This window comes from Nocardia sp. PLKS1-43, assembly GCF_059510335.1.
Genome location: NZ_JCAJZQ010000006.1, coordinates 98388 through 120343 on the forward strand (window position 1 = coordinate 98388; position 21956 = coordinate 120343).

The 21956-nt window shown below is 67.3% G+C and carries 16 protein-coding genes (1 of these 16 only partly in view); 6 read left to right on the plus strand and 10 right to left on the minus strand.

The features are described 5' to 3' along the window. Both AC5WS7_RS22340 and cobM read right to left on the minus strand, forming a co-directional pair. Positions 1 to 8235: the 5' portion of a non-ribosomal peptide synthase/polyketide synthase gene (locus AC5WS7_RS22340; protein WP_495956511.1), read on the minus strand. It extends 42066 nt beyond the left edge of the window; 8235 of the gene's 50301 nt are visible here — the first part of the coding sequence; it begins with the start codon at positions 8233 to 8235; the stop codon falls past the left edge of the window. Between the two features lie 409 nt (positions 8236 to 8644). Further along, on the minus strand, positions 8645 to 9451 hold the full coding sequence (gene cobM, locus AC5WS7_RS22345; protein WP_495956512.1) for a precorrin-4 C(11)-methyltransferase: 807 nt from the start codon (positions 9449 to 9451) through the stop codon (positions 8645 to 8647). A 257-nt stretch (positions 9452 to 9708) separates the two neighbouring features. Here cobM and AC5WS7_RS22350 point away from each other — a divergent pair, with 257 nt between their 5' ends. Then, positions 9709 to 10659: an Rpn family recombination-promoting nuclease/putative transposase gene (locus AC5WS7_RS22350; protein WP_495956513.1), complete on the plus strand. Its 951-nt coding sequence runs from the start codon at positions 9709 to 9711 to the stop codon at positions 10657 to 10659. Positions 10660 to 10772: 113 nt separating this feature from the next. Here the strand turns inward: AC5WS7_RS22350 and AC5WS7_RS22355 are convergent, their stop codons facing one another. From AC5WS7_RS22355 to AC5WS7_RS22375, 5 genes are all read right to left on the minus strand, one after another. Then, complete coding sequence (locus AC5WS7_RS22355) at positions 10773 to 11096, minus strand: DUF202 domain-containing protein (RefSeq protein ID WP_495956514.1); 324 nt, start codon at positions 11094 to 11096, stop codon at positions 10773 to 10775. Between the two features lie 4 nt (positions 11097 to 11100). Next, on the minus strand, positions 11101 to 11445 hold the full coding sequence (locus AC5WS7_RS22360) for a YidH family protein (RefSeq protein WP_495956515.1): 345 nt from the start codon (positions 11443 to 11445) through the stop codon (positions 11101 to 11103). Positions 11446 to 11603: 158 nt separating this feature from the next. Then, positions 11604 to 12032: a PPOX class F420-dependent oxidoreductase gene (locus AC5WS7_RS22365; RefSeq protein WP_495956516.1), complete on the minus strand. Its 429-nt coding sequence runs from the start codon at positions 12030 to 12032 to the stop codon at positions 11604 to 11606. 55 nt (positions 12033 to 12087) lie between these two features. Continuing rightward, positions 12088 to 12726, minus strand: coding sequence for a LuxR C-terminal-related transcriptional regulator (locus tag AC5WS7_RS22370; RefSeq protein WP_495956803.1), 639 nt, complete (start codon positions 12724 to 12726; stop codon positions 12088 to 12090). Further along, positions 12726 to 13874, minus strand: a complete 1149-nt coding sequence (locus AC5WS7_RS22375) for a sensor histidine kinase (RefSeq protein WP_495956517.1) — start codon at positions 13872 to 13874, stop codon at positions 12726 to 12728. Before AC5WS7_RS22375 ends, AC5WS7_RS22370 begins: the two co-directional genes overlap by 1 nt. Before the next feature lie 130 nt (positions 13875 to 14004). Here AC5WS7_RS22375 and AC5WS7_RS22380 point away from each other — a divergent pair, with 130 nt between their 5' ends. Next, on the plus strand, positions 14005 to 15051 hold the full coding sequence (locus tag AC5WS7_RS22380; RefSeq protein ID WP_495956518.1) for an ABC transporter permease: 1047 nt from the start codon (positions 14005 to 14007) through the stop codon (positions 15049 to 15051). A 16-nt stretch (positions 15052 to 15067) separates the two neighbouring features. Then, the gene (locus AC5WS7_RS22385) at positions 15068 to 15790 is read left to right on the plus strand and encodes an ABC transporter ATP-binding protein (RefSeq protein ID WP_495956519.1); all 723 of its coding nucleotides are present in this window, start codon (positions 15068 to 15070) and stop codon (positions 15788 to 15790) included. A gap of 142 nt (positions 15791 to 15932) precedes the next feature. On the opposite strand, the gene AC5WS7_RS22390 is transcribed toward AC5WS7_RS22385, so the two are convergent. From AC5WS7_RS22390 to AC5WS7_RS22400, 3 genes are all read right to left on the minus strand, one after another. After that, entirely contained in the window at positions 15933 to 17876 is a 1944-nt protein-coding gene (locus AC5WS7_RS22390) for an acetoacetate--CoA ligase (protein WP_495956804.1), read from the minus strand. 204 nt (positions 17877 to 18080) lie between these two features. After that, positions 18081 to 18524 carry an SRPBCC family protein gene (locus AC5WS7_RS22395; protein WP_495956520.1) on the minus strand — a complete coding sequence of 148 codons (444 nt, stop codon included), beginning with the start codon at positions 18522 to 18524 and terminating at the stop codon, positions 18081 to 18083. A gap of 153 nt (positions 18525 to 18677) precedes the next feature. Then, a complete protein-coding gene (locus AC5WS7_RS22400) occupies positions 18678 to 19583 on the minus strand; it encodes an oxygenase MpaB family protein (RefSeq protein WP_495956521.1) in 906 nt (301 codons plus the stop codon). Positions 19584 to 19885: 302 nt separating this feature from the next. On the opposite strand from AC5WS7_RS22400, the gene AC5WS7_RS22405 reads away from it, so the two are divergent. The 3 genes from AC5WS7_RS22405 (at position 19886) to AC5WS7_RS22415 (ending at position 21949) form a co-directional block, all read left to right on the plus strand. Next, positions 19886 to 20110, plus strand: coding sequence for a hypothetical protein (locus tag AC5WS7_RS22405; RefSeq protein ID WP_495956522.1), 225 nt, complete (start codon positions 19886 to 19888; stop codon positions 20108 to 20110). Positions 20111 to 20274: 164 nt separating this feature from the next. Next, positions 20275 to 21084 (plus strand): MlaE family ABC transporter permease, encoded by an 810-nt coding sequence (locus AC5WS7_RS22410; protein WP_495956805.1) that lies wholly within the window; start codon positions 20275 to 20277, stop codon positions 21082 to 21084. Position 21085: 1 nt separating this feature from the next. After that, entirely contained in the window at positions 21086 to 21949 is an 864-nt protein-coding gene (locus tag AC5WS7_RS22415; RefSeq protein WP_495956523.1) for an ABC transporter permease, read from the plus strand. Positions 21950 to 21956: the final 7 nt, after the last annotated feature.

Here is a 21956-nt window from a genome sequence, read left to right on the forward strand (position 1 = left end):
GCTCGACTCCGGATCATCGAGTGCGAGCCAGCCCGCACCCGCTATCGGCGGCAGTGCTTCGATCTCGTCGAGCAGCGTGATACCCAGACGCGCACCGGAATCGGAGATCATGTGCGCGATGCGGTCGGCCGGGTAGGCCGGGTCGACCGGCAGGTACGCCGCACCCGTGCGGGTCACCGCCCAGATCGCGAGCACAGATTCGATCGAGCGCGGAACCGCAACGGCCACAAGGACTTCGGGGCCCGCGCCGCGCGCGATCAGCACTCGCGCCAACCGGTTGGCGGCCGCATCCAGTTCGGCATAGGTCAGCGACCTGTCGCGGAAGACGACTGCCTGCCCGTCCGGGTTGACCGCCACCGCGGCGGCCATGATCTCCGGCAGGGTGGCCGGCTCTATCGCGGCATCGCCACGACGGGAGAGCAATTCGGCGCGTTCGGCGTCGGCCAGGATCTCCAGATCCCCCACCGCCAGTTCCGGCCGCTCGGTGATCTGCTCCAGCAGGCGCATGAAGCGCTCGGCGAACACCGCGATGGTCGGCTCGTCGAACAGATCCCGGGCGAAGGAGAACTCACCCAGCATTCCGGCGTTGTCGGCGCCGGTCTCGCGCAACGTCAGCGACAGGTCGAACTTCGCGGTCTCCACATCGAAATCGACCGTGGTGACCCGCAATCCGGGCAGTTCGAAGTTGCGCTCGGGCAGATTCTCGAACGACAGCGCGACCTGGAACAGCGGGTGACGCGCCTGCGAGCGGGCTGGGTTGAGCACCTCGACCAGCCGCTCGAACGGTACATCGGCGTGCGCGAAGGCCTGCAGGTCGGTATTGCGTGCGCGGCCGAGCAGATCGGCGAAGCTCGCGGTATCAGGCACCTCGGTCCGCAATACCAGCGTATTGACGAACATACCGATCAGATCGTCCAGCGCTGCCTCGCCACGACCGGCCACCGGCGTGCCGATGGCGATGTCCGTGGTCCCGGACAGCCGCGCCAGCAGCACGGCCAAGGCACCGTGCATCACCATGAACAGCGACGCGTTGTGCCGACGTCCCAATTCCACAAGACTGGACTGGATTTCGGGCGAGATGACGAAGGTGTGCGTACCGCCGCGATAGGTGGCCACGGCCGGCCGCGGCCGGTCCGAGGGCAGCATCAACTCGTCGGGCAGATCGGCCAGCTCGCGGGTCCAGTAGCGAATCTGGTTGGAGATCAACGAGTTCTGATCATCCTCCGAGCCGAGCACCTCGCGCTGCCACAGCGCGTAGTCGGCGTACTGCACGGGCAGGTGCGCCCAGGCCGGGGGCTCCCAGGTGGTCCGCGCGGCGTAGGCGACCATCACGTCGCGGGCCAGCGGCCCCATCGACCAGCCGTCGGCGGAGATGTGGTGCACCACCATACCGAGCACGTACTCGGTCTCGCTGATCTCGAAAAGCCTTGCGTGCAAAGGCACTTCGTTGGTCACGTCGAACGCCATCGAGGCCAGCTCGATCAGGTGGTCGACGATGTTGGTCTCGGTCACCGGGATCGGAGTCAGGTCGGGCACGATCTGGGCCGCGTCCAGCACCACCTGCACCGGCGCGTTGCCGGTTTCCGGGAACACCGTGCGCAGCGACTCGTGCCGGTCGATCACGTCGATGACCGCGACCTGCAGTGCCGCGACGTCCAGTTCGCCGGACAGCCGGATGGCGACCGGGATGTTGTTCACCGAGGAGGCGGTGTCGTAGCGGTTCAGGAACCACATCCGCTGTTGTGCCAGCGACAGCGGCACCTGCTCGGGACGCTCGCGGGCGACCAGTGCCTCGCGGCCGCCGTCACCGGCGTGCGATTCGATCCGCGCCGCGAGGGCGGACACGGTGCTCGCGTCGAACAGCATGCGCACCGGCACCCGGGTGTCCAGCGCGATGCCGAGGCGGGAGACGACCTGCGTGGCGACCAGCGAGTTGCCGCCCAGATCGAAGAAATCGTCGTCGACGCCGACGCGGGCGAGGCCGAGCACCTCGCCGAAGGTCTGCGCGACGATCTCCTCGATCGGCGTTGTGGGAGCGCGGAAATCGCGTACCTCGAACACCGGCGCGGGCAGTGCGCGCCGGTCCAGCTTGCCCGATGCGTTGAGCGGCAGCGCATCGAGCACCACCAGCGTCGGCGGCACCATGTATCCAGGCAGTGCCTCGGTCAGCTCGGCACGCATGGCGTCCACATCGATCTCGTGCCCGGACGCGGCGACGAGGTAGCCGACGAGCTGATCACCCAGATGGCTGTCGGTGCGTACCATCACCACGGCCTGGCCGACCGACTCGATGGCTGTCAGCGCGGACTCGATCTCACCCAGCTCGATGCGCAGACCGCGCAGCTTCACCTGGAAATCGGTGCGACCCAGATATTCCAGCTCACCGGCGACGGTCCACTTGACCAGGTCGCCCGTGCGATACATCCGCTCGCCGCCGGCGCCGAGCGCGAACGGGTCGGCCACGAAACGGTCCACGGTCAGATCCGGCCGGGTCACGTAGCCGCGTGCGAGCTGCACGCCCGCGAGATACAACTCACCCGCGACGCCTACCGGAACCGGCCGCAGTCGCGAATCCAGAACGTAGACAGCAGTATTGAATACCGGGCGGCCCATCGGCACCGAGACGGTGTCGAGCTCGTTCACCATGTGATAGGTGACTTCCACGGCGGCTTCGGTCGGGCCGTACAGGTTGTACATGCGCACGCCGGTCAGCTCGATCAGCCGCTGCGCGGTCACCGCGGGCAATGCCTCGCCGGAGGCCCACACCCGTCGCAGGGCGAGTCCGGCGAGTTCGTCGGCGGAGGCCGCGCCGATCTCGGCTACGAAGATGGCGAGCATCGACGGCACGAAGTGCACCGTGGTGATCTGCTCGCGGATGATCAGCCGCATCAGATACGCCGGATCGCGGTGTCCGTCGGGCTTGGCGACCACCAGCCGGGCACCGAACAGCAATGACCCGAAGAACTCACCCACCGACACGTCGAAGGTGGCGGGGGTCTTCTGCATGACGGCATCGGTGCCGTCCAAGCGGCATTCCTGCTGCATCCACAGCAGCCGGTTCACGATCGCCCCGTGCGGTACCGCCACACCCTTCGGTCGACCGGTCGAACCGGAGGTGAAGATCACATAGGCGGTATTCGACGGACGCAGCGGGGCGAGCCGATCCGCGTCGGTCAGCGGCGCGTCGGAGTAGTCCGACAGGTCGAGCCGGTCGATCTCCAGCACCGCGATATCGGTGCCGGCCTCGAATTCGTCATCGACGGTGCTCAGCACGCACACCGGACGTGCGGTGTCCAGGACGTAGCGGGTGCGCTCGGCCGGATGGTCCGGGTCCAGCGGGACGTACGCGCCGCCGGCCACGGTCACCGCGTACATGCCGACGACCAGGTCGATCGAACGCCGCATACCCAGCGCCACGAGGGAATCCGGGCCGACCCCCAGATCGGTCAGATGCCGGGCCAGGCGGTGCACCCGCGCGGCGAACTCGGCGTAGGTCAGCGTCGTCCGCTCGAAGGTCAGCGCCGGGGCGTCGGGGGTGCGTTCGGCCTGCCGGGCGAACAGCGAGGCCAGCGTCTCGTCGGCCGGCACCGGCCTGGCGGTGGCGTTGCGATCGCGCAGGACCAGGGCGCGCTCGGCGTTGTCGAGCAGCTCGATATCCCCGACCGGGTGGGCGGGATCGGAGACGACCGCGTGCAGCATCCGCAGGAAGCGATCACCGAACGTGGCGACGGTGGTGGCGTCGAACAGATCCGTGGCGTAGGAGATCACCGCCGAAACCCCGGCCGGGGAGCCGTCCGCGCCGCGCTGTTCGGTCAGGGTCCACTGCAGATCGAATTTGGCGATGTCGACGTCGAGTTCATCGGCGGTCACCGTGAGCCCGTCCATCTCCATGGTGGCGTGCGAGAGCTCCTGGAACGAGAGCATCACCTGGAACAGCGGATGCCGCGCCTGCGAGCGGGCCGGGTTGAGCACCTCGACCAGCCGCTCGAACGGGACGTCGGCGTGCGCGAATCCGGCGAGATCGGTTTCCCTCGTGCGTGCGAGCAGCTCGGTGAACGTCTCGCCGCCGTCGATCTGCGAGCGCAGGACGAGGGTGTTGACGAACATGCCGATCAGATCGTCCAGCGCCTGCTCGCCACGACCCGCGATCGGGGTGCCGATCGCGATGTCCTCGGTGCCCGACAGCCGCGCCAGCAACACCGCCAACGCGCTGTGCAGCACCATGAACAGCGAAACACCCTGCGCCCGAGCCAGTCTCGACAGCAGAATATGCAGGTCCGGATCGATCTCGAAGGTCACCCGGCTGCCGTGGAAACTCTGCACCGGCGGGCGCGGGCGATCGGTCGGCAGGTCGAGCTGATCGGGCAGGCCCGCCAAAGCGCCCTGCCAGTAAGCGATTTCGCGGGCCGCCATCGAGTCCGGATCGTCCTCGGAACCGAGTACCTCGCGCTGCCACACGCTGAAGTCGGTGTACTGCACCGGAAGCGGGGCCCACGCCGGCGGCTCGCCCGCCGCGCGTGCCAGGTAGGCGGCCGTCACATCGCGCGCCAGCGGACCGAACGAGAATCCGTCCGCGGCGATGTGATGCACCACGAAGGCCATCGCGTAATCGGCGCCGGACGCGCTGGACCCGCCCGAGACCTTGTAGACCCGCACCCGGATCGGCAGCTCGCGGGTCACATCGAAACCGGTGGACGCGAACTCGGCCAGGGCGGCGGCCAGCCGGGCCTCGGCGATCGGCAGCACCGCGATGCCGAGGTCGATCTCCTCGACCGGCAGCACCTGCTGGTAGCCGCCGCCGTCGGGGGATTCGGGGAACAACGTGCGCAGCGACTGCTGCCGCGTCATGACATCCAGCAGCGCCGCGGTCAGCGCGTCGATGTCGACCGCGCCGCGCAACCGCACCACGAACGGCAGGTTGTAGGTCGGGACGGTCGGATCGAACTGGTTGATGAACCACATCCGCTGCTGGGCCAGCGACAACGGCACCGGCTCGCCGTTCTCCCCGGTCCGCTGGGCGACCAGCGGCGGCCTGGAAACCTGTGCGGGCGTGGCGGATTCGGCACGAGCCGCGATCGCCGCGACGGTGGGCGTCTCGAACAGCGCCCGAACTCCGAGGGTGATGCCGAAGGCGGCGGAAATGCGCGAGACCACCTGGGTCGCGACCAGCGAGTTGCCGCCGAGCTCGAAGAAGTCGTCGTCGACACCGACCCGGTCCTGGCTCAGCACGTCGGCGAAGATCCCCGCGACGATCTCCTCGGCCTGGGTGCGCGGGGCGCGGTATCCGGCCGCGTCGACGCTGAACACCGGCTCCGGCAACGCTTTTCGATCCAGCTTGCCGGAGGTGTTGAGCGGGAATGCGTCCAGCACCATGATCGCCGCGGGCACCATGTAGGCGGGCAACTGCTCGGCGGCGAATCTGCTCAGCTCGACCGGATCGATCGAAAGTCCCGGCGCGGCAACGACATAGCCGACCAGCTGCTGGCCGGTCGCGGTGTCGGCCACCAGCACGACGGCCTGGCTCACCGCCGGATGCGCGAGCAGATCGGTCTCGATCTCACCGAGTTCGATGCGCTGACCGCGGAACTTCACCTGGAAGTCGGTGCGGCCGATGTATTCCAGCTCACCGGCCGCGTTCCAGCGCACCAGGTCGCCGGTGCGGTACATGCGCTCGCCGGGCCCGCCGTGCGGATTCGCGACGAACCGGTCCGAGGTCAGGTCGGCCCGGCCGCGGTACTCGCGCGCCAGCTGCCGGCCACCCAGGTACAACTCGCCCGGCGCGTCGATGGCGACCGGGCGCAGCCGCGAATCCAATACGTACACTTCGACGTTCCACTCGGGCACGCCGATCGGCACGACCGTGGTGTCGGTGTCGGCAGCGGTCCGGTGGGTCACCGAGACCGCGGCCTCGGTGGGACCGTAGAGGTTGTGCAGGCCGGCGTCGCTGATCGCCCGGAAACCCGCCGCGGTCTCCGGCGGCAGCGCCTCGCCGATCACGAAAACCGCGCGCAGCGTGGCACAATCCGCCCGCGAGGCCGAGGTGACGAACACGGTCAGCATCGAGGGCACGAAGTCGGTGACCGTGACGCCGTGGCGGCGGATCATCTCCGCGACGTAGACCGGGTCGCGATGTCCGTCCGGTGTCGCGACGACCAGTTTCGCACCGGACAGCAGCGGCAGGAAGTAACCCCACAGCGAGACGTCGAACGTGGTCGCGGTCTTCTGCAGGTAGACGTCCGACGCGGTGAAACCGTACTGGTCCAGCATCCACAACTGCTGGTTGACGATCGCCCGGTGGGTGACCGCGACGCCCTTCGGGCGGCCGGTGGAGCCGGAGGTGTAGATGACGTACGCGGTGTTCGAATCACGCAGTGGCGCAAGGCGATCCGCATCGGTGATCGGGTCGGCGGAGTACCCCGACACGTCGAGGGTGTCGATCGGCATCTGCCGCACCGATTCGGGCAACCGCACCTCGTCGGCCGAAACCGTCAGTACGCAGACCGGTGCCGCGGAGTCCAGGATGTAGGCGGTGCGCTCGGCCGGGTGATCGGGATCGATCGGCACGTAGGCGCCACCGGCCTGCAGCACCGCGTGCATGCCGATCACCAGTTCCAGCGAACGCCGCATGCCAAGGGCCACAAGCGATTCCGGGCCGACACCGTCGTCGATCAGGTGCCGGGCGAGCCGGTTGACCCGAGCGGAGAACTCGGCGTAGGTGAGCGTATCGCCCTCGAAGTCGAGCGCGACGTTCGAAGGGGTGCGCCGCATCTGCTCGTCCAGCAGCGCCGCGAGCGTCGTCTCGGGAACCTCGTGTGTGGACTCGTTCCATTCGACGAGGGTCCGGTCCAGTTCGACGGCCGTGGTGATCGGCAGCGCCCACACCCGCTGCCCGGCCTCGGCCGCCAGGAACCGGTCGAAGAACTCCATGAAACGCGAATGATGCTGTCGCGCTTGATCTTCCGAATACAGGTTCGGGTTGGTCTCGAAGTCGATGCGCGAGCGCGCACCGCCCTCGGTCTGATAGAAGTTGACGCCCAGATCCTCGATGGATCCGGTCGAGAGCACATGCAGCTGCCCGACCAGCGGGCCCAGGGCGAGCTCGTCCTGGAACAGCATGATGTTGACCCAGGGACCGAAGAACTCCTTGGTGACCGCGGCCCCCTCGCCCGCGCTGTCCCGCCGGATGTCCTCGTGCCGGTAGCGCTGGTGCCGCAGCGCGCCGGAGACCTCCACGGTCACCGAACGCAGCAGATCCGCGACCGTGGTCTCGTGGCCGACGTGCAGGCGCAGCGGCACGATGTTCGAAGTCACACCGCCCGAGCGGCGCATCAGCGCGGTGGTGCGGGCGGTCACCGGCAGGCTCAGAATGACGTCCTCGGCGCCGGTCCACTGCGCCAGATAGGCCGCGAAACCCGCGATGAGCAGGGCCGCGGGCGAGGAGTCGTGGCCGCGCACGGCCGTATCCAGCAGTTCGTCGCGCTCATCGGACAGCGCCTCGGACACCACGCCGTTCAACGGTGCGGGCGGGGCCGAGCGGCCGGTCAGGCTCGAGCCCTCCTCGAGTCCGGCCACCCGCTGCGCCCAGTGCTCCTTGTCGGACTGGAAACGGGTGCTGTCCCGGTACGCGAATTCGGATTCGACCAGCGAGCGCAGATCCGCGGCCTTGGCCGGCTTCGGCTCGACGCCGGCGAGATACGCGGTGTACAGCTCGGCGATGCGCTTCTGATTGGTCATCGCGCCGAAGCCGTCGAGTGCGATGTGGTGGGCACGGGAGTACCAGAACCAGTGGTCGTCGGCGAGTTGCAGGGCCGCGACCGCGATCAGCCGGTCTGTGGTCGGATTCAGCGGGCGGCTGTACTCCGCGCGCATCCAGGCGTGCGCGGCGGCCTCGGGATCTGCCTCGTCGCGCAGGTCCACATAGGTGACCTTGTCGTAGTCGGCGATGGAGTGATCGATCCACTGCAGGGGCTCGCCGTTGCGCTCGACGATGCGCAGGAAGCCCGACCCGAGCTCACGCGAGGCATCGATACTGGCCCGCTCGAGCACGTCGACATCCAGGTCGCCGTGCAGGTCGACGTACTGGGCGATCGTAATCGGCACCTGCGGGTCCAGATGCTGGGCATACCAGATACCCAGCTGCGCCGGCGACAACGGGAAGAGCGCCTCCCCGGAGTCCGGCGCGGCCGCAATCTCGCTGCCAGTTTCGCCGTTCCCGCCGAATTCCCGCCGGTCCAACCCGCAACCTCACTTCCGGAACACCCTGCAGTGCTCCCCAATGGCACACCGACGCGAACGCACATCTGTCCCAGCATGGCGTCCAGCGGTCGGGGCTCACTTCGAATCTCAATCAGACATACGTGTTCAAAGGAGTTATCCGTCGCTCGGGCCGATCTTGTTACATCGACCCGACCACGCTCGCCGGCCACGGCACGGCCCTCCGTCGAACCTCACTGATGAACACCGAACCAATCTACCGTCCGTATCCCGTGTACGGCCAAAAAGGTTCATAGCCGCGAAACATCAGCTCAGCTCACGGTGTTCGTCCCCGTATCAAATCTCGTCGGGAGATGGTAGCGCTCACGATTCCACCTCGCGGCGGTTCGACCCCGGTCACATGTGATACGGGCGATAGCCGTCCGCACTCTCACAACCGAACCGCACCACCTCTCGCCTCCGTCGTGGCCGACGCACCCGGTGACATCGCCGCGCTCCGTTCGCGGGCGGGGTCGTACAGATGCGATTGTGCGCACTGCGCCGGGACCCCCACCGCGCCACCGACCAGAATCACCGCGGCCTGCCGCAGCCCGGCCTCGGCCACGCGATCGGCGATATCGGCGAGGGTGCCGCGCAACACGAGCTGTTCGGGCTGACTCGCGCGATAGATCACCGCCACTGGGCAATCCGCCCCGTATTCGGCGGTCAACTCCGCGGCGATCGGGCCGATCCGGGTGATCGCCAGGTGCAGCACCAAGGTGGCGCGGGTGCGGGCGAAACCGGCCAGCGCCTCGGAGTCGGGCATAGCGGTCGAGCGCGCCTGCGTCCGGGTGAGCACCACCGATTGCACCAGCTCCGGAACTGTCAGCTCGGCCCCGAGCGCCGCGGCCGCCGCCGCGTACGCGGGCACCCCCGGTGTGACATCCCAGGCGATACCGTGCGCGTCCAAACGGCGAGTCTGCTCGGTGAGCGCGGAATACAAGGACGGGTCCCCCGAGCACAACCGGGCCACATCGCGTCCCGCGGCATCGGCCCGCACACAGTGCCCGATGATCTGATCCAGGTCCAGCCCCTGGGTATCGATGAGTTCCGCCCCCGCCGAACACTGCGCCAACACCTCCGGATCGAGATACGTCCCGGCATACAGACAGACCGGCGACTCCCGGATCAACCGCAGCGCACGCAGCGTCAGCAGGTCGGCGGCCCCGGGGCCCGCCCCGATGAAATGCACGGTCATGCGGGCGAGTGTAGGCGGACCACAACACCGGGGTCGACCGGCTACCACCCCGCACAGCCCTGCCGGAGGTGCGACGTCACACCTGCGCCAACACCCCTGCCGACGCACCCTCTCCCAGAGTCGATCACTCTGAAACAGACCACCCTGAAACCAGCCGTTTCGACAAAGACCAGATAACCGAAAGATGTTTTCGCACAGCCTATTTCGATGAATACCAAAGTTCGACATCTGTCGAATTCACCGCTACCTTCGCGCTCATGGGGACCATTCCGTCGAATCCGCACGACGCCTTCTTCCGGCACGCCTTCACCCGCGCCGCCGACGCCGCGTCCGAACTCCGCGCGGTACTACCGGAAAAGACTGTCGCAGCAGTGGATTGGGACACCCTCCGCGTATGCAAGGACACCTTCGTCTCCCCCGAGTTGCGCGACCGCCGCAGCGACGTCCTCTTCCAGGCCCGCATCGACGGCCACGACGGCTACCTCCACGTCCTGGTCGAGCACCAGAGCACAGTCGACGACTTCATGGCCCTGCGCATGCTCGAATACACGATCAACATCTGGAACCACCACCTCCGGACGCATCCCGAGGCCACTCACCTACCGGTGGTGATCCCGCTGGTCATTTACGCATCCCGCACCAGTACCCACTGGAATGCGGCACTGAATATCGCGGACCTCCTGGACACCGGCCCCACCCCCGACACTGTCGCCGACTTCCTCCCGCATTTCCACTACCAGGTCGACGACCTCACAACCATCGACCTACCGACCCTCCTACAGCGGCCACTCACCCCGATAATCGGGACAATGCTCGTCCTCCAAAAGGAGGCACCCGGCCACACCTGCCTCGACAAAACCCTCGCACTCATGCTCACCCCGCTCGGCACAATGTTCGAGGGCCCACACGGCGTCAACGACCTCAACGCCATACTGACGTACATAATCACGGTTGCCGACACGCCCATCGACCAAATAACGCAGATAATCGACCTACTCGGACCAGAAGCCCAGGAGGCCACCATGACAACCGGCGACATGCTCCGCGCGGAGGGGCGCGCAGACACCCTCCTCGATCAACTCACCATCAAATTCGGCGACCTCTCCGAAACGGTTCGCCGCACCGTCCGCGAAGCCACCCTCCCCGACCTCGAAACCTGGAGCCGACGCATCATCACCGCCGACACCATCGACGCCATCTTCGGCTGACGGGACTTCGGGGGCGAGGAAGCTGACAGAGTGTCGCCGACTTTGCTTGCGTGACAAGGGTTTCAGGCGTGGCGCAGACGATGTCCGTCGTAGTCGGCTACTCGGTGAAGCGGCTACTGCGGCGGAGCGCCCAGGCTGATCAGGAGGGCGACGGCGCAGACCAGGACGACCACCGTCGCGGTCAGGGGGACTTCGGTGCGAGAAGGGCCGCGTTCGCCGTGACGCAGGGCACGACTGCGCTGAAGGCTCGTGGCCGCGAGAACGATCAGCATGAGAGCGGCGGCCAGTGGGGCCGCGGCCGCGTGGCGCCAACCGCTGACCACCGCATGGTTCACGAACAGCACTGCGATGGCCATCGACGCGACGGCGGTTCGACGCCAGGACAACGCTGTTCGCTCCCGGGCCATACCGGTGTCGGCATTCACCGGACCGTCCACCGCGTCATACGAACAGTACCGCGACAGCCGCCAGCACCGACACCACCGCGATACCCACCGCCAGCAACGGAACCATGACGGTGCCGGTGAGCGGTTCGCCGCGACGCATCGCGTCCTCGACATTGCGCCAATGCCGGTATGCGCCGACGGCCACGATCACGGCCAGCACGATGCAGCTGACCGCGATGACCCGACGAAATCCGGAATTATGGAACGGCTGCACGAGGGTGTGCACCGCCACGCCGCCGGCCAGCAGGCCCAGCGAGGTCCGGATCCAGGCCAGAAAGGTGCGCTCGTTGGCCAGGGTGAATCGGTAGTCGAGCTGGTCACCGGGACCGCGCGGTGTCACCGGGCACCTCCATACGGCGCCCCGGGCCGTGCACGACCCGAGAACGCACCCCACACCACACTCGTCGCCGAGCGACATCGGTCCGTCGAGTTCACCATCACCGCCTGATCTCCGGTCGCGGACACTTCGGTGACCGTATCGAGCATCGCCGAGCGCGGCTACCCGGTCATATCGAAGCCGCCCAGCACCCTGGCCGGGCGCAGCCGGACCACCAGTTCACCGGGTACGCCGTTGCGCGCGCCGAACTCCTCGGCCCGTTCCGCGCCCATATAGCGACCGGCGATGGCGGTCGCGGTGCGCAACAACTCGGCCGGATCCTCGGACACCTCGGCCACGCCCTGCACCTGGACGTACCCGAACGGCGGCTCCTCGAGGTCGACGCAGAGGGCCAGGCGCGGGTCGCGCAGGATCGCGCGCCCCTTGGCGGTGTCCTTACCGGTATTGAAGACCAGTTCCTCGCCCTCGAGGATGAACCAGACGGGGTTGATCACGGGACGGCCGTCGGTGGCGGTGAAGGCGAGCTTTCCGGTGCGGCTGCCGTGCGAGAGGAATTCACGAACCTTCGGATCAGCGAGTGTCAGGGCCATGTGTCCTAGCGTAGGGGCGGGCGGCGGCCATGTGCGGCAACCGCGCGAGAAGCGCTCAGATCGCGCCGCGCTCACGGGCGCGGGCCACCGCGGAGGTGCGGGATTTCACCCCGAGCTTGGCATAGATGTGCACCAGATGGGATTTCACGGTGGTCTCGCTCAGGAACAGGCTGCGGCCGATCTCCCGATTGGAATGCCCCTCGGCGACCAGCCGCAACACCTCGATCTCCCTGGGGCTCAACGTCGTATCGGGTTTGCGCACGCGGGTCATCAGCCGCGAGGCCACCGACGGCGACAGCACGCTCTCCCCCGCCGCCGCCGCGCGCACCGCGGCCAGCAGATCCCCGGGCGGGGTGTCCTTGAGGATATAACCGCAGGCCCCGGCCTCGATGGCCCCGAGGATGTCGGCATCGGTGTCGTAGTTGGTGACCACCAGAACATTCGGCGGATCGGGCAGCGCGCGCAGCGCCAGCGTGGCGTCCACACCGGATTTCCCGGGACCGAACCGCAGATCCATCAGCACCAGATCGACAGGTGTTGCGGCACAAGCAGATACGGCCTCCTCGGCGGTCGCCGCCTCACCGGCCACCTCGACGTCCCGCGCCGCATCGAGCAGGGCGCGCAGGCCGGCCCGCACGATCGCGTGATCGTCGGCCAGCAGCAACCGAATCCGCTCTCCGGCAATGGCATTCATCATGCCGCCGAGGAGGGGAAGGAGACGGTGACCGCGGTGTGCCCGGACTCGGATTCCACATCCATACTGCCGCCCTGCTGTTCGACGCGGCTGCGCATCGCGTTCAGGCCGAACGTTCCCTGCGCGAAAACCTCGGGGGCGATACCGATTCCGTCGTCGACCACGTCCAGGTGCACACCGTCCTCGCCGTAGGTGAGCGTGATCCGCATCCGTTGCGCGTGGGCGTGACGCACCACATTGGATACCGCCCCCTGCGCTACCCGCACCAGCGCCGCCTCGATCGGCATGGGCAACCGCTCCGGCTCGCCCTCCACCAGGACGTGTGCGTCCAGCCCCGGCGCACTGGCCCGTTGAGCGATTCGCTCGAGCGCACCCGCCAGGGACTGTCCCTCCAGAGCCGCCGGAGTGAGATCACCGATCAATTGCCGGGTTTCGGCGAGATTGTCCGCGGCGGTTTCGCGGGCGAGCCGAATCTTCTGCAACGCGGGGTGATCCGGCGCGACCCCCTCGGCCGCGTGCAGGAGCATCTGGATGCTGGACAATCCCTGCGCCACCGTGTCGTGGATCTCCTGGGCCAGCCGCTGGCGCTCGGCCAGTTTCCCGGCGGTGCGCTCGCGTTCGGCGAGGGTGGCGCGGGTGGCCAGCAATTCGTCGATGAGCCGCTGGCGATCCGCGGCCTCCCGGTACAACGCCCGGTACCCGAATCCGATCGCGAGCGCGACGGCCGCGCCCAGTACCGGTCCGATAACTCCGCCCGCGGTCCACCCCTCGTGCAACGCGAACCCGACGACCGAGACGACGGTCGCGGCCAGTACCGCGATCAGGCCCCAGAACCGCGGCAGCAGATGCAGATACAGGAAGAACAAACCGAAGACGAGATAGATCGCCTCCGGCGCCAACGCCACCAGCCCCAGCCACAGCACCGTCAGCGCCCCGAGCCACACCCGCGCCGCGACGGGCCGCGAGCGCAGCATCGCACCGCCGAAATAGATGAGCAGGAACAGCACCGCAAACACCACCACCGCGATCCGGTGCTGCCCGCCCGGAACCAGCGCGCGGACCATCACGTAGATCGTCAACGCCACCATCAGCGCATGCAGGGCAACCTGCAGCGCGGCGAAGACGGGAGTGAGCGGGGAGCGGTGCACTCTGCCAGCTTATGCGGGGTTACATCGACGGCATCCATCGAAAGATGGAATCGGACACCCATCCTCGGCCGGTCACGGATTCGATCGCACCGCCGATGTGCCGAGCCGGGCAGCCGGGCACGGTGAGAACATGTTCGTCGCACTGAGAGACCTGCGGGCCGCGCGCGGCCGTTTCGCGCTCATCACGCTGGTCGTGGTCCTGGTCGCCGTCCTTGTCAGCTTCCTGAGCGGCCTCACCTCCGGCCTGGCCCAGCAGAACGTCTCCGCCCTGCGCGAGCTGCCCGGCGATACGGTCGTCTTCGCCGACACCGGGACCGCGCCGTCCTTCGACTCCTCCGCGCTGACCGCGGATCAGGTACGGACCTGGCGGCAGGCCGCACACGCCGATCCGGTCGGCATCAGCCGCGCCCGGGCCGGCCGGGAAGGCGGGCCGCCCGTGCAAGTTGCGCTGTTCGGCAGTGCGGGAGCCGCATTCGGCAATCGATCGGCAATCGATACCGGCTCGGTTGTGCTGAGCGCGCCCGCGGCCCGGGAGCTGTCCGCGACGACCGGTGACCACATCACGCTCGCAAATGCGATCTTCACCGTGACCGCGATCGGCGGCGACGACTGGTACGCGCACACGCCGGTCGTCTGGATGACGCTCACCGACTGGCAAGCCCTCACTCCGCACGGCGGCGCCGCGACGATTCTGCTCGCCTCGGACGTGCCCGAGGCGAGTGCGGTGAACGCCGCGGCGCACACCGTCACGACCAGCGCGGCGGACTCGCTGCGGGCAATCGGCTCCTACCGCGCGGAGAACAGCTCGCTCACTCTGATGACGATCCTGCTGTACGCGATATCCGCGCTGGTCATAGGGGCCTTCTTCACGGTGTGGACGATTCAGCGAACCGCCGATATCGCGATATTGAAGGCCCTGGGCGCGACCACCGGCTCCCTCGTCGCCGATGCCCTCGGTCAGGCGCTGATCGTATTGCTGACCGGCGTCGGCATCGGTCTGGCCTGCACCTCGCTCGCCGGGACCATGCTCGGCACTGCGATGCCGTTCGTGCTCAGTGCCGCAACGACTCTCGCGCCGGGCGCGGTGCTGATCGCCTTGGGCCTGCTGGGTGCGGCGGTCGCCCTGCGGTTCGTGGCCACCGCCGACCCGCTCACCGCTCTCGACCGGACACGTTGAAGCACAGGAGTTCTCGATGACCACTTTGACCCTCGACAACGTCACGCTCACCTATCCGGACGGCAGCGAACGCGTCACTGCCCTCGATTCGGTGAATCTGCGAGTGCACGGCGGCCGGATCGCCGCCATCACCGGGCCGTCCGGTTCGGGAAAGTCCAGCCTGCTGGCCGTGACGGCCACGCTGCTGCGCCCGGACTCCGGCCGGGTGCTGATCGAAACCCACGGCAGCACAGTCGATCTGACGGAACTGAACCGGCGCGAGGCCGCCGCGCTGCGACGCCGGCGGATCGGCATCGTCTTCCAGCAACCCAATCTCATCCCCTCGCTCACCGCGGCCGAACAGCTCGAGGTGATGGCCCATCTCGGCGACCGAGGCACCGGCAGGTACCGCACGAGCAGCGAAATACGTGGCAGGGCAGCGAATCTGCTCGATGCCGTCGGCCTGTCGGGCCACGGACACAAGCGCCCGTCCCAGCTGTCCGGCGGGCAACGTCAGCGCATCGATATCGCCCGCGCGCTGATGAACGACCCGGAGCTGCTCGTCATCGACGAACCCACCAGCGCCCTGGACTCCGAACGCGGCGCCGCCGTCATGGACCTCATCCTGGGCATCGTCCGCGACCGCGCCGCTCCCACCCTCCTGGTCACCCACGACCGTGCCCACCTGCACCGGATGGATGCCGTATACCGCATGGTCGACGGGCGACTCACCGCCGCCGACACCGAACTCGCCGCCTGACGGGAGACCCACGATCGCGGGCCGCGCAGCGCCGTCTGCCCCAGCAGCCGAGTTGTTACCACCGCGATCGCGAATGCTCGCCAACCAGGGCCGGATCGCGGCGGACGGCACGCCGGTGGTCTGCGCCCCGCGGCGAGGAGCGCTAGCCGGCGGCGCCCGGCATCCGAACCGCCGAGTACCAGTCCAGCAGCGCGGGGTCGTCGACCGCGGTGCGTTCCACGACCCGATCGGCCTGCGCACCCTGGAACAACTTCTTGATCGGCACCTCGAGTTTCTTGCCGGTGCGGGTGTGCGGGACGCCGGGGGCGAGGATGATCTCGTCCGGCACGTGGCGCGGTGAGACATCGGCGCGGATCACTGATCTGATCCGGTCGCGAAGTTCGTCGGTGAGTTCGGCGCCCGGAGCCAGGACCACGAACAGCGGCATCCAATAGCCGCCGTCGGGTTGTTCGGCGCCGATCACCAGCGCCTCGGCGATCTCGGGCAGCGATTCCACGGCCTGATAGATATCGGCCGAGCCCATCCGGATACCGTGCCGATTCAAGGTCGAATCGGACCGGCCGTGCACCACGACACTGCGCCGGTCGGTGACGGTGATCCAGTCGCCGTGCCGCCACACGCCGGGAAACATCTCGAAATAGGCTGCGCGATAACGTGATCCGTCCATATCGTGCCAGAACCGAATCGGCATCGATGGCATCGGCGCGGTGATCACCAGCTCACCGACCTCGCCGCGCACCGGCTTGCCGGACTCGTCCCAGGCGTCCAGCGCCACCCCCAGGAACGGCACCGACAGCTCGCCGGGCCACACCGGAACGTTCGGCGCACCGCCGATGAACGCCGAGACCACATCGGTTCCGCCGCTGATCGAGGACACCTGCACATGTTCGCCGACGTTCTCCCCGAGCCACAGCGAGGAGGATTCCGGCAGCGAGGCGCCGGTGATCCCGACCGTGCGCAGCGCCGTCAAGTCATGGTCCCTACTCGGCCGCACCCCTGCCTTGATGCAGGCGAGCACGTAGCCGGGGCTCGTGCCCAGCACGGTGGTGTGCGTGCGAGCGGCGATGTCCCACAGCGCGTCCGGCGCCGGATAGGCGGGACTGCCGTCGTAGCAGACGATGGTCGCGCCCACCAGCAGTCCGGCGACCTGGAAGTTCCACATCATCCAGGACGGGCTGGTGTACCAGAAGAACACGTCGTCCGGGCCGATATCCGATTGCAGGGCAGTAGCTTTCAGGTGTTCGACCAGTACGCCGCCGTGACCGTGCACGATACCCTTGGGGAGGCCGGTCGTGCCCGAGGAGAACAGGATCCACAGCGGATGGTCGAATGCCACTGCCTCGGTGACGATTTCGGCTTCGCCGGGTGCGCTGACCCGCGCCCAGTCCAGCGAATCGGGTATCTCCCCGCCGAGGCGGGACACCACGACCGTCGCCCGCAGCCCCGGCAGGCCCGCTCGCAGCGCGGCGATATCCTCGCGTTTGTCGTGACTCCTGCCGCCGTACCGGTAACCGTCGGCGGTCACGAGCACCACCGGTTCGAGCTGGCCGAGCCGATCCAGCGCGGCCTTGGCCGAATAGTCCTGTCCGCACGCGCTCCACACCGCGCCGATCGATGCCGTGGCCAGGAAGGCGATCACCGTCTCGGCGATATCGGGGAGATAGCCGATCACCCGGTCACCGGGCACCACCCCGTGTTCGCGCAGCGTGCGCGCGAAAGCCGCTGTCCGGCCGAGCAACTCGCGCCAGGACACCGCCGTGAGCGCACCGCCCTCGGTAGCCGAGAGGATCGCCGGCCTGTCGGTGCGCGCCTGCCGTACGACCTGATCCACATAATTCAACCGCGTCTGCGGAAACCATTGCGCCCCAGGCATTTCCGGATTGGCAAGCACTTGCTCGGGCGCGGGCCCGAGGCCGAAATACTCCCAGAGCGCACCCCAGAAGCCGTCCGGATCGCGGACCGACCACTCCCACAGCGCGTAGTAGTCCGCGAATTCGGTTCCGGTGCGATCGGTCACGAATCGCGCGAAATCGGTGATTCGCGCCTTCGCGACATCACTGTCCTCGGGCACCCATTGCGGCTGCATCACTGATCAACTCGCCTTCCTGCACCGGCAATCCATCGCACGTTCGCCGACCGCGCGTCACCCCGGCGACCCGGCAGCGAGCCCGCACGACCGCTCGTCGATGAGCGCCATGCGGAACACGCCGCACCTGCCGAATCACCGGGTGCATCCACAATACGACCCCCGGATGCGCAGACAGCGCCATTCGCCGGCCCATTCGACGCCTCAGTGCCGGCGCAGTTCCTTCTCGGCGGTGACGAGCACGCTGCGAATTCCGGCGAGGACCATCGGAGCCATGCCCGCGGTCCACACGTCGGCGAAAAGCGGTGCCGCGACCTCGAAATGCGCCGTCCAGCGAATCCAGGCGCCGCCCTCGGTCTCCTTGAACTCCAGCGAACCGTCCTGGACTCGCATCGGCGGGTAGGAGCTGAGCAGTTTGTAGCGGATCAGGCGCGGCGGATCGTATTCGACGATCTCCTCGGTGACCCGGACCAGCGGCGTTACCAGCAGCCGCACCGCGCCGACGCCGTGCTCGACCAGATCGCCAGGGCGCACCGGCGTCACCCGGCGGATGATCGGCACGCGCTGGAAATTGGTGGCATCGGTGAGCCATTCGAATACATCGGCGAGGGGTGCCCGGATGGTGCGCTCCAGCTTCACCGTGCGCATCGATCAGGACTCCGTTCATCAGGGTTGGAAGATTCGCAGCGCAGCCTACGATGCGTCGCCCCCGGCGAACCAGGGCGCCGGGTCGAATCGATGCGCTTTCGAGACCGGTCCGCGACCCATGCCATCACGTAAAAGATTGTGACAGCACGCTTTTCAGATCATAGCGCGATGCTTGCGCATTCGCCTGCGCACGTCGTACATCAGCACATACGTGGGTGCGAACCGCACGAATCGAGGGATGAACCGGTTGACGAATCCCACGAATGCGAACAGGTTCTCGAACCGGCGCTGATCGATCGGACGCCAGCGCACGCCCATCTGCTCACGGAAGTAGGGTCCGAGGAATCCGGCGGTCAGAAAGCGCAGCAGACCGCCGAAGAACACCCGCAGATACCAGTGGATCATCCGCAGATTCAGCAGGTCGTCGATGTAGGCGCGCACCTTGTCGTCCAGTACCGCCGACCGGCACGCCTCGTTCCAGTACACATCGAACTCGGCGCGCGTGGACGGCCACATATTCTGCGGCACCTGCAAAGTCGTGCCCAGCGGCGACGACGTCCGATAGAACGCCTCGGCCTCCTCGGCGCTCATCCTGCCGTGCAGCAGCTGGTACGAATCCTCGAATCCGATGTACAGGCACGCCGCCACCCACAGCTGCAGATCCCGGTCGAACGCGTTGTACTTGACCGCCGCACCGGGTTCGGACTTGACCTGCCGGTGCGCGACGTTCACCGCATCGCGGAAGGCGGCCTTCTCCTGCTCGGACCCCAGAACCGCGACCGCGAGGTAGGAGGCGGTGGTACGCAAGCGTTTCCACGGGCGGACCATCAACGCACCGGATTCGACCTTGCTGTCCGCGACACCGTGTCCGACCCCCGGTCGCGACATCTGCATCGCGACATTGGCCGCGGCACCGGCGAATTGCCAGAAGTCCAGCGCGTCACCCAGTCGCGGCGGACGTTTGGATTCCAGTCGATGTCCGTCCGGGATGTGGATCCGGGTCTGCTCGACGGTCAACGGCTCGACATCGGAGGGCTCGAACGCCCGTGCAGCGGTCATCGCCACCCCACCCTTCTCGCAGCCGCCGGCGCTGCGCTCGAAACTACCGGCACAGTCGCCGAGCATAGCGGCGACCGCACCCCGAACGGACCGGAACCGGACAGAATTTCTACAAGAATCATCGACAACTTATCTATCTGGCTGTTTTCGCTGAGCGAGCCATATACCCGAAGATCTGCGGACCGATCGAGAAAATCTGAGGCAAAGCCTTCCATTCCGATGAGAATAGTCCGTAACATACGCAACCGCGGGCAGTCGCCTTCCGCAGCGACCGCCCCGCATCCGAAAGGACGGACACCACCATGTTGAAACGGCTCGACCGGCTACTGAGCTACGAGATGCGGGTCTCGGAGTTCGTGGGCACGCTGATCCTGCTCGGCATCCCGTACGGGATCGTCGGGGTGATCTGGAGCCTCACCCACACCGCCCATCTGCGGAACATGCACGGGATCGACGTCGTGGTCTCGTTCCTCGGATCCATCGTGTGCTGGCCCGTGCTCACCTTCTCGAATGTGTGCATGACGTAATGCTGGCGCTGGTGTGGCTCATCGACATCCTGGTGATCGCGATCAGGATTCTCGGTGGCCGAACGAAGGCCAATCCTGTTGTGCGGACCCGGACCCCGGTTCCCGAGCAGTCGCTGCCGCCCTCGCAGCGCCCCTACCCACCTGCGGAGGGCGAGCTGCGGCGGATCACTGATGCGGTGAACGGTCTGTGGCGACGCCATCCGCAACAGTCCCTCGAAACCCTCGGCCGCCAGGTGATGCTCGGCCGTGATGCCGTCATCCAACTGGTGCTCTCCCTGGTACAGCGGCGATTTCCGTATCGAGAGTTCGTCAAGCAGTGCGCCTTCATGGCCAATGTGTCCGCCGCGCCAACGGTTTTCGTCGCCATTCCGATCGCGGTGGTGGTCTCGATCCAGGTCGGTGCGCTGGTCAACCAGGTCGGGGCGACGACGTTCATCGGTGCGGTCGCGGGCCTGGGCATCATCCGCCAGGGCGCTCCGCTGGTGTCCGCGCTGATGATCGCGGGCGCGGTGGGTTCGGCCATCTGCGCCGATCTCGGCTCGCGCACCATTCGCGAGGAGATCGACGCGATGATGGTGATGGGCGTGGATCCGATACGTCGGCTGGTCGCGCCACGGATGGCGGCGGCGGTGCTGGTGAGCATGCTGCTGTGCGGTTTCGTGGTTTTCGTCGGCTTCGCCACCGCGTACATGTTCAACGTCTACGCGCAGTCCGGTACGCCGGGCTCGTTCATCGGCTCGTTCGCCTCGTTCGCAGTCGCCGACGATCTGCTCGTCGCACTGACCAAGGCCGCGATCTTCGGGGTGCTGACCGCGATCATCGCCTGCGACATCGGACTACATGCCCACGGTGGCCCCGGCGGGGTGGCCAACGCGGTCAACTCCGCGGTCGTGAGTTCGGCGCTGATGTTGTTCGCGACCAACATCATTCTCACCCAGCTCGACAACACGCTGCTCCCGTCGAAGGTGGTCTGAGGTGGCCAGTAGCTACACACCGCCCGCGGTGCGACCGCTACGAGCGGTCGGCACGGTCGCGATGGCGCCGGTCCAGGCGAACCAGCGGCTCGGCCATCAGGCGATCACGTTCTTCCGCGCAGCGGCGGGAATTCCGTTCGCGCTCAGGCACTATCGCCGCGAGGTCGCGCGGCTGACCGCCGACGTGGGCTGGGGCAACGGGTCGCTGATCGCCGGCGGCGGCACCATCGGCGTGGTGTTCATCCTGTGCGCGTTCGGCGGGATCATCGTCGGGATGGAGTCGTTCACGGCGCTGAACCTGCTCACAATGAGCCCGCTGACCGGCGCGATCTCCGGATTCGCGACGACCCGCGAACTCGCGCCGATCCTGGCCACCCTGGCCTTCGCGATCCAGTCCGGCTGCCGCTTCACCGCACAGCTGGGTTCGATGCGCATCTCCGAGGAGATCGACGCGCTGGAATCCATTGCCATCCGGCCACTTCCGTATCTGGTGAGCACCCGGATGATCGCCGCGACGGTGACCATCGTGCCGCTCTACAGCATCGGCCTGGCCGCGGCATACCTGGCCACCAAACTCACCGTGCTGTTCCTCGGCGGCACCACCGCGGGAACCTACGACCACTACTTCTACCAGTTCCTGATCGGGCACGACCTGTTCTACTCGCTGCTGAAGGTCGTACTGTTCACGCTGCTGGCCACGTTCATCCAGTGCTATTACGGCTTCGTGGCCACCGGCGGCCCGGAGGGCGTGGGCACCGCGGCCGGGCGCGCGATCAAGATGGTGATCGTCGTGACGGTCTTCGCGGATCTGTTTCTGACCCTGTCGATCTGGGGTATCGACCCCGGCTTCCGGATCTCGGGGTAGGGGGTGC

Coding starts and splice junctions, on each gene's coding strand:
- AC5WS7_RS22380 (WP_495956518.1), top strand. CDS start 14,005: ATGTTCGTCGCACTGAGAGACCTGCGGGCCGCGCGCGGCCGTTTCGCG.
- cobM (WP_495956512.1), bottom strand. CDS start 9,451: ATGACCGTGCATTTCATCGGGGCGGGCCCCGGGGCCGCCGACCTGCTG.
- AC5WS7_RS22395 (WP_495956520.1), bottom strand. CDS start 18,524: ATGCGCACGGTGAAGCTGGAGCGCACCATCCGGGCACCCCTCGCCGAT.
- AC5WS7_RS22365 (WP_495956516.1), bottom strand. CDS start 12,032: ATGGCCCTGACACTCGCTGATCCGAAGGTTCGTGAATTCCTCTCGCAC.
- AC5WS7_RS22405 (WP_495956522.1), top strand. CDS start 19,886: ATGTTGAAACGGCTCGACCGGCTACTGAGCTACGAGATGCGGGTCTCG.
- AC5WS7_RS22350 (WP_495956513.1), top strand. CDS start 9,709: ATGGGGACCATTCCGTCGAATCCGCACGACGCCTTCTTCCGGCACGCC.
- AC5WS7_RS22390 (WP_495956804.1), bottom strand. CDS start 17,876: ATGCAGCCGCAATGGGTGCCCGAGGACAGTGATGTCGCGAAGGCGCGA.
- AC5WS7_RS22385 (WP_495956519.1), top strand. CDS start 15,068: ATGACCACTTTGACCCTCGACAACGTCACGCTCACCTATCCGGACGGC.
- AC5WS7_RS22370 (WP_495956803.1), bottom strand. CDS start 12,726: ATGAATGCCATTGCCGGAGAGCGGATTCGGTTGCTGCTGGCCGACGAT.
- AC5WS7_RS22400 (WP_495956521.1), bottom strand. CDS start 19,583: ATGACCGCTGCACGGGCGTTCGAGCCCTCCGATGTCGAGCCGTTGACC.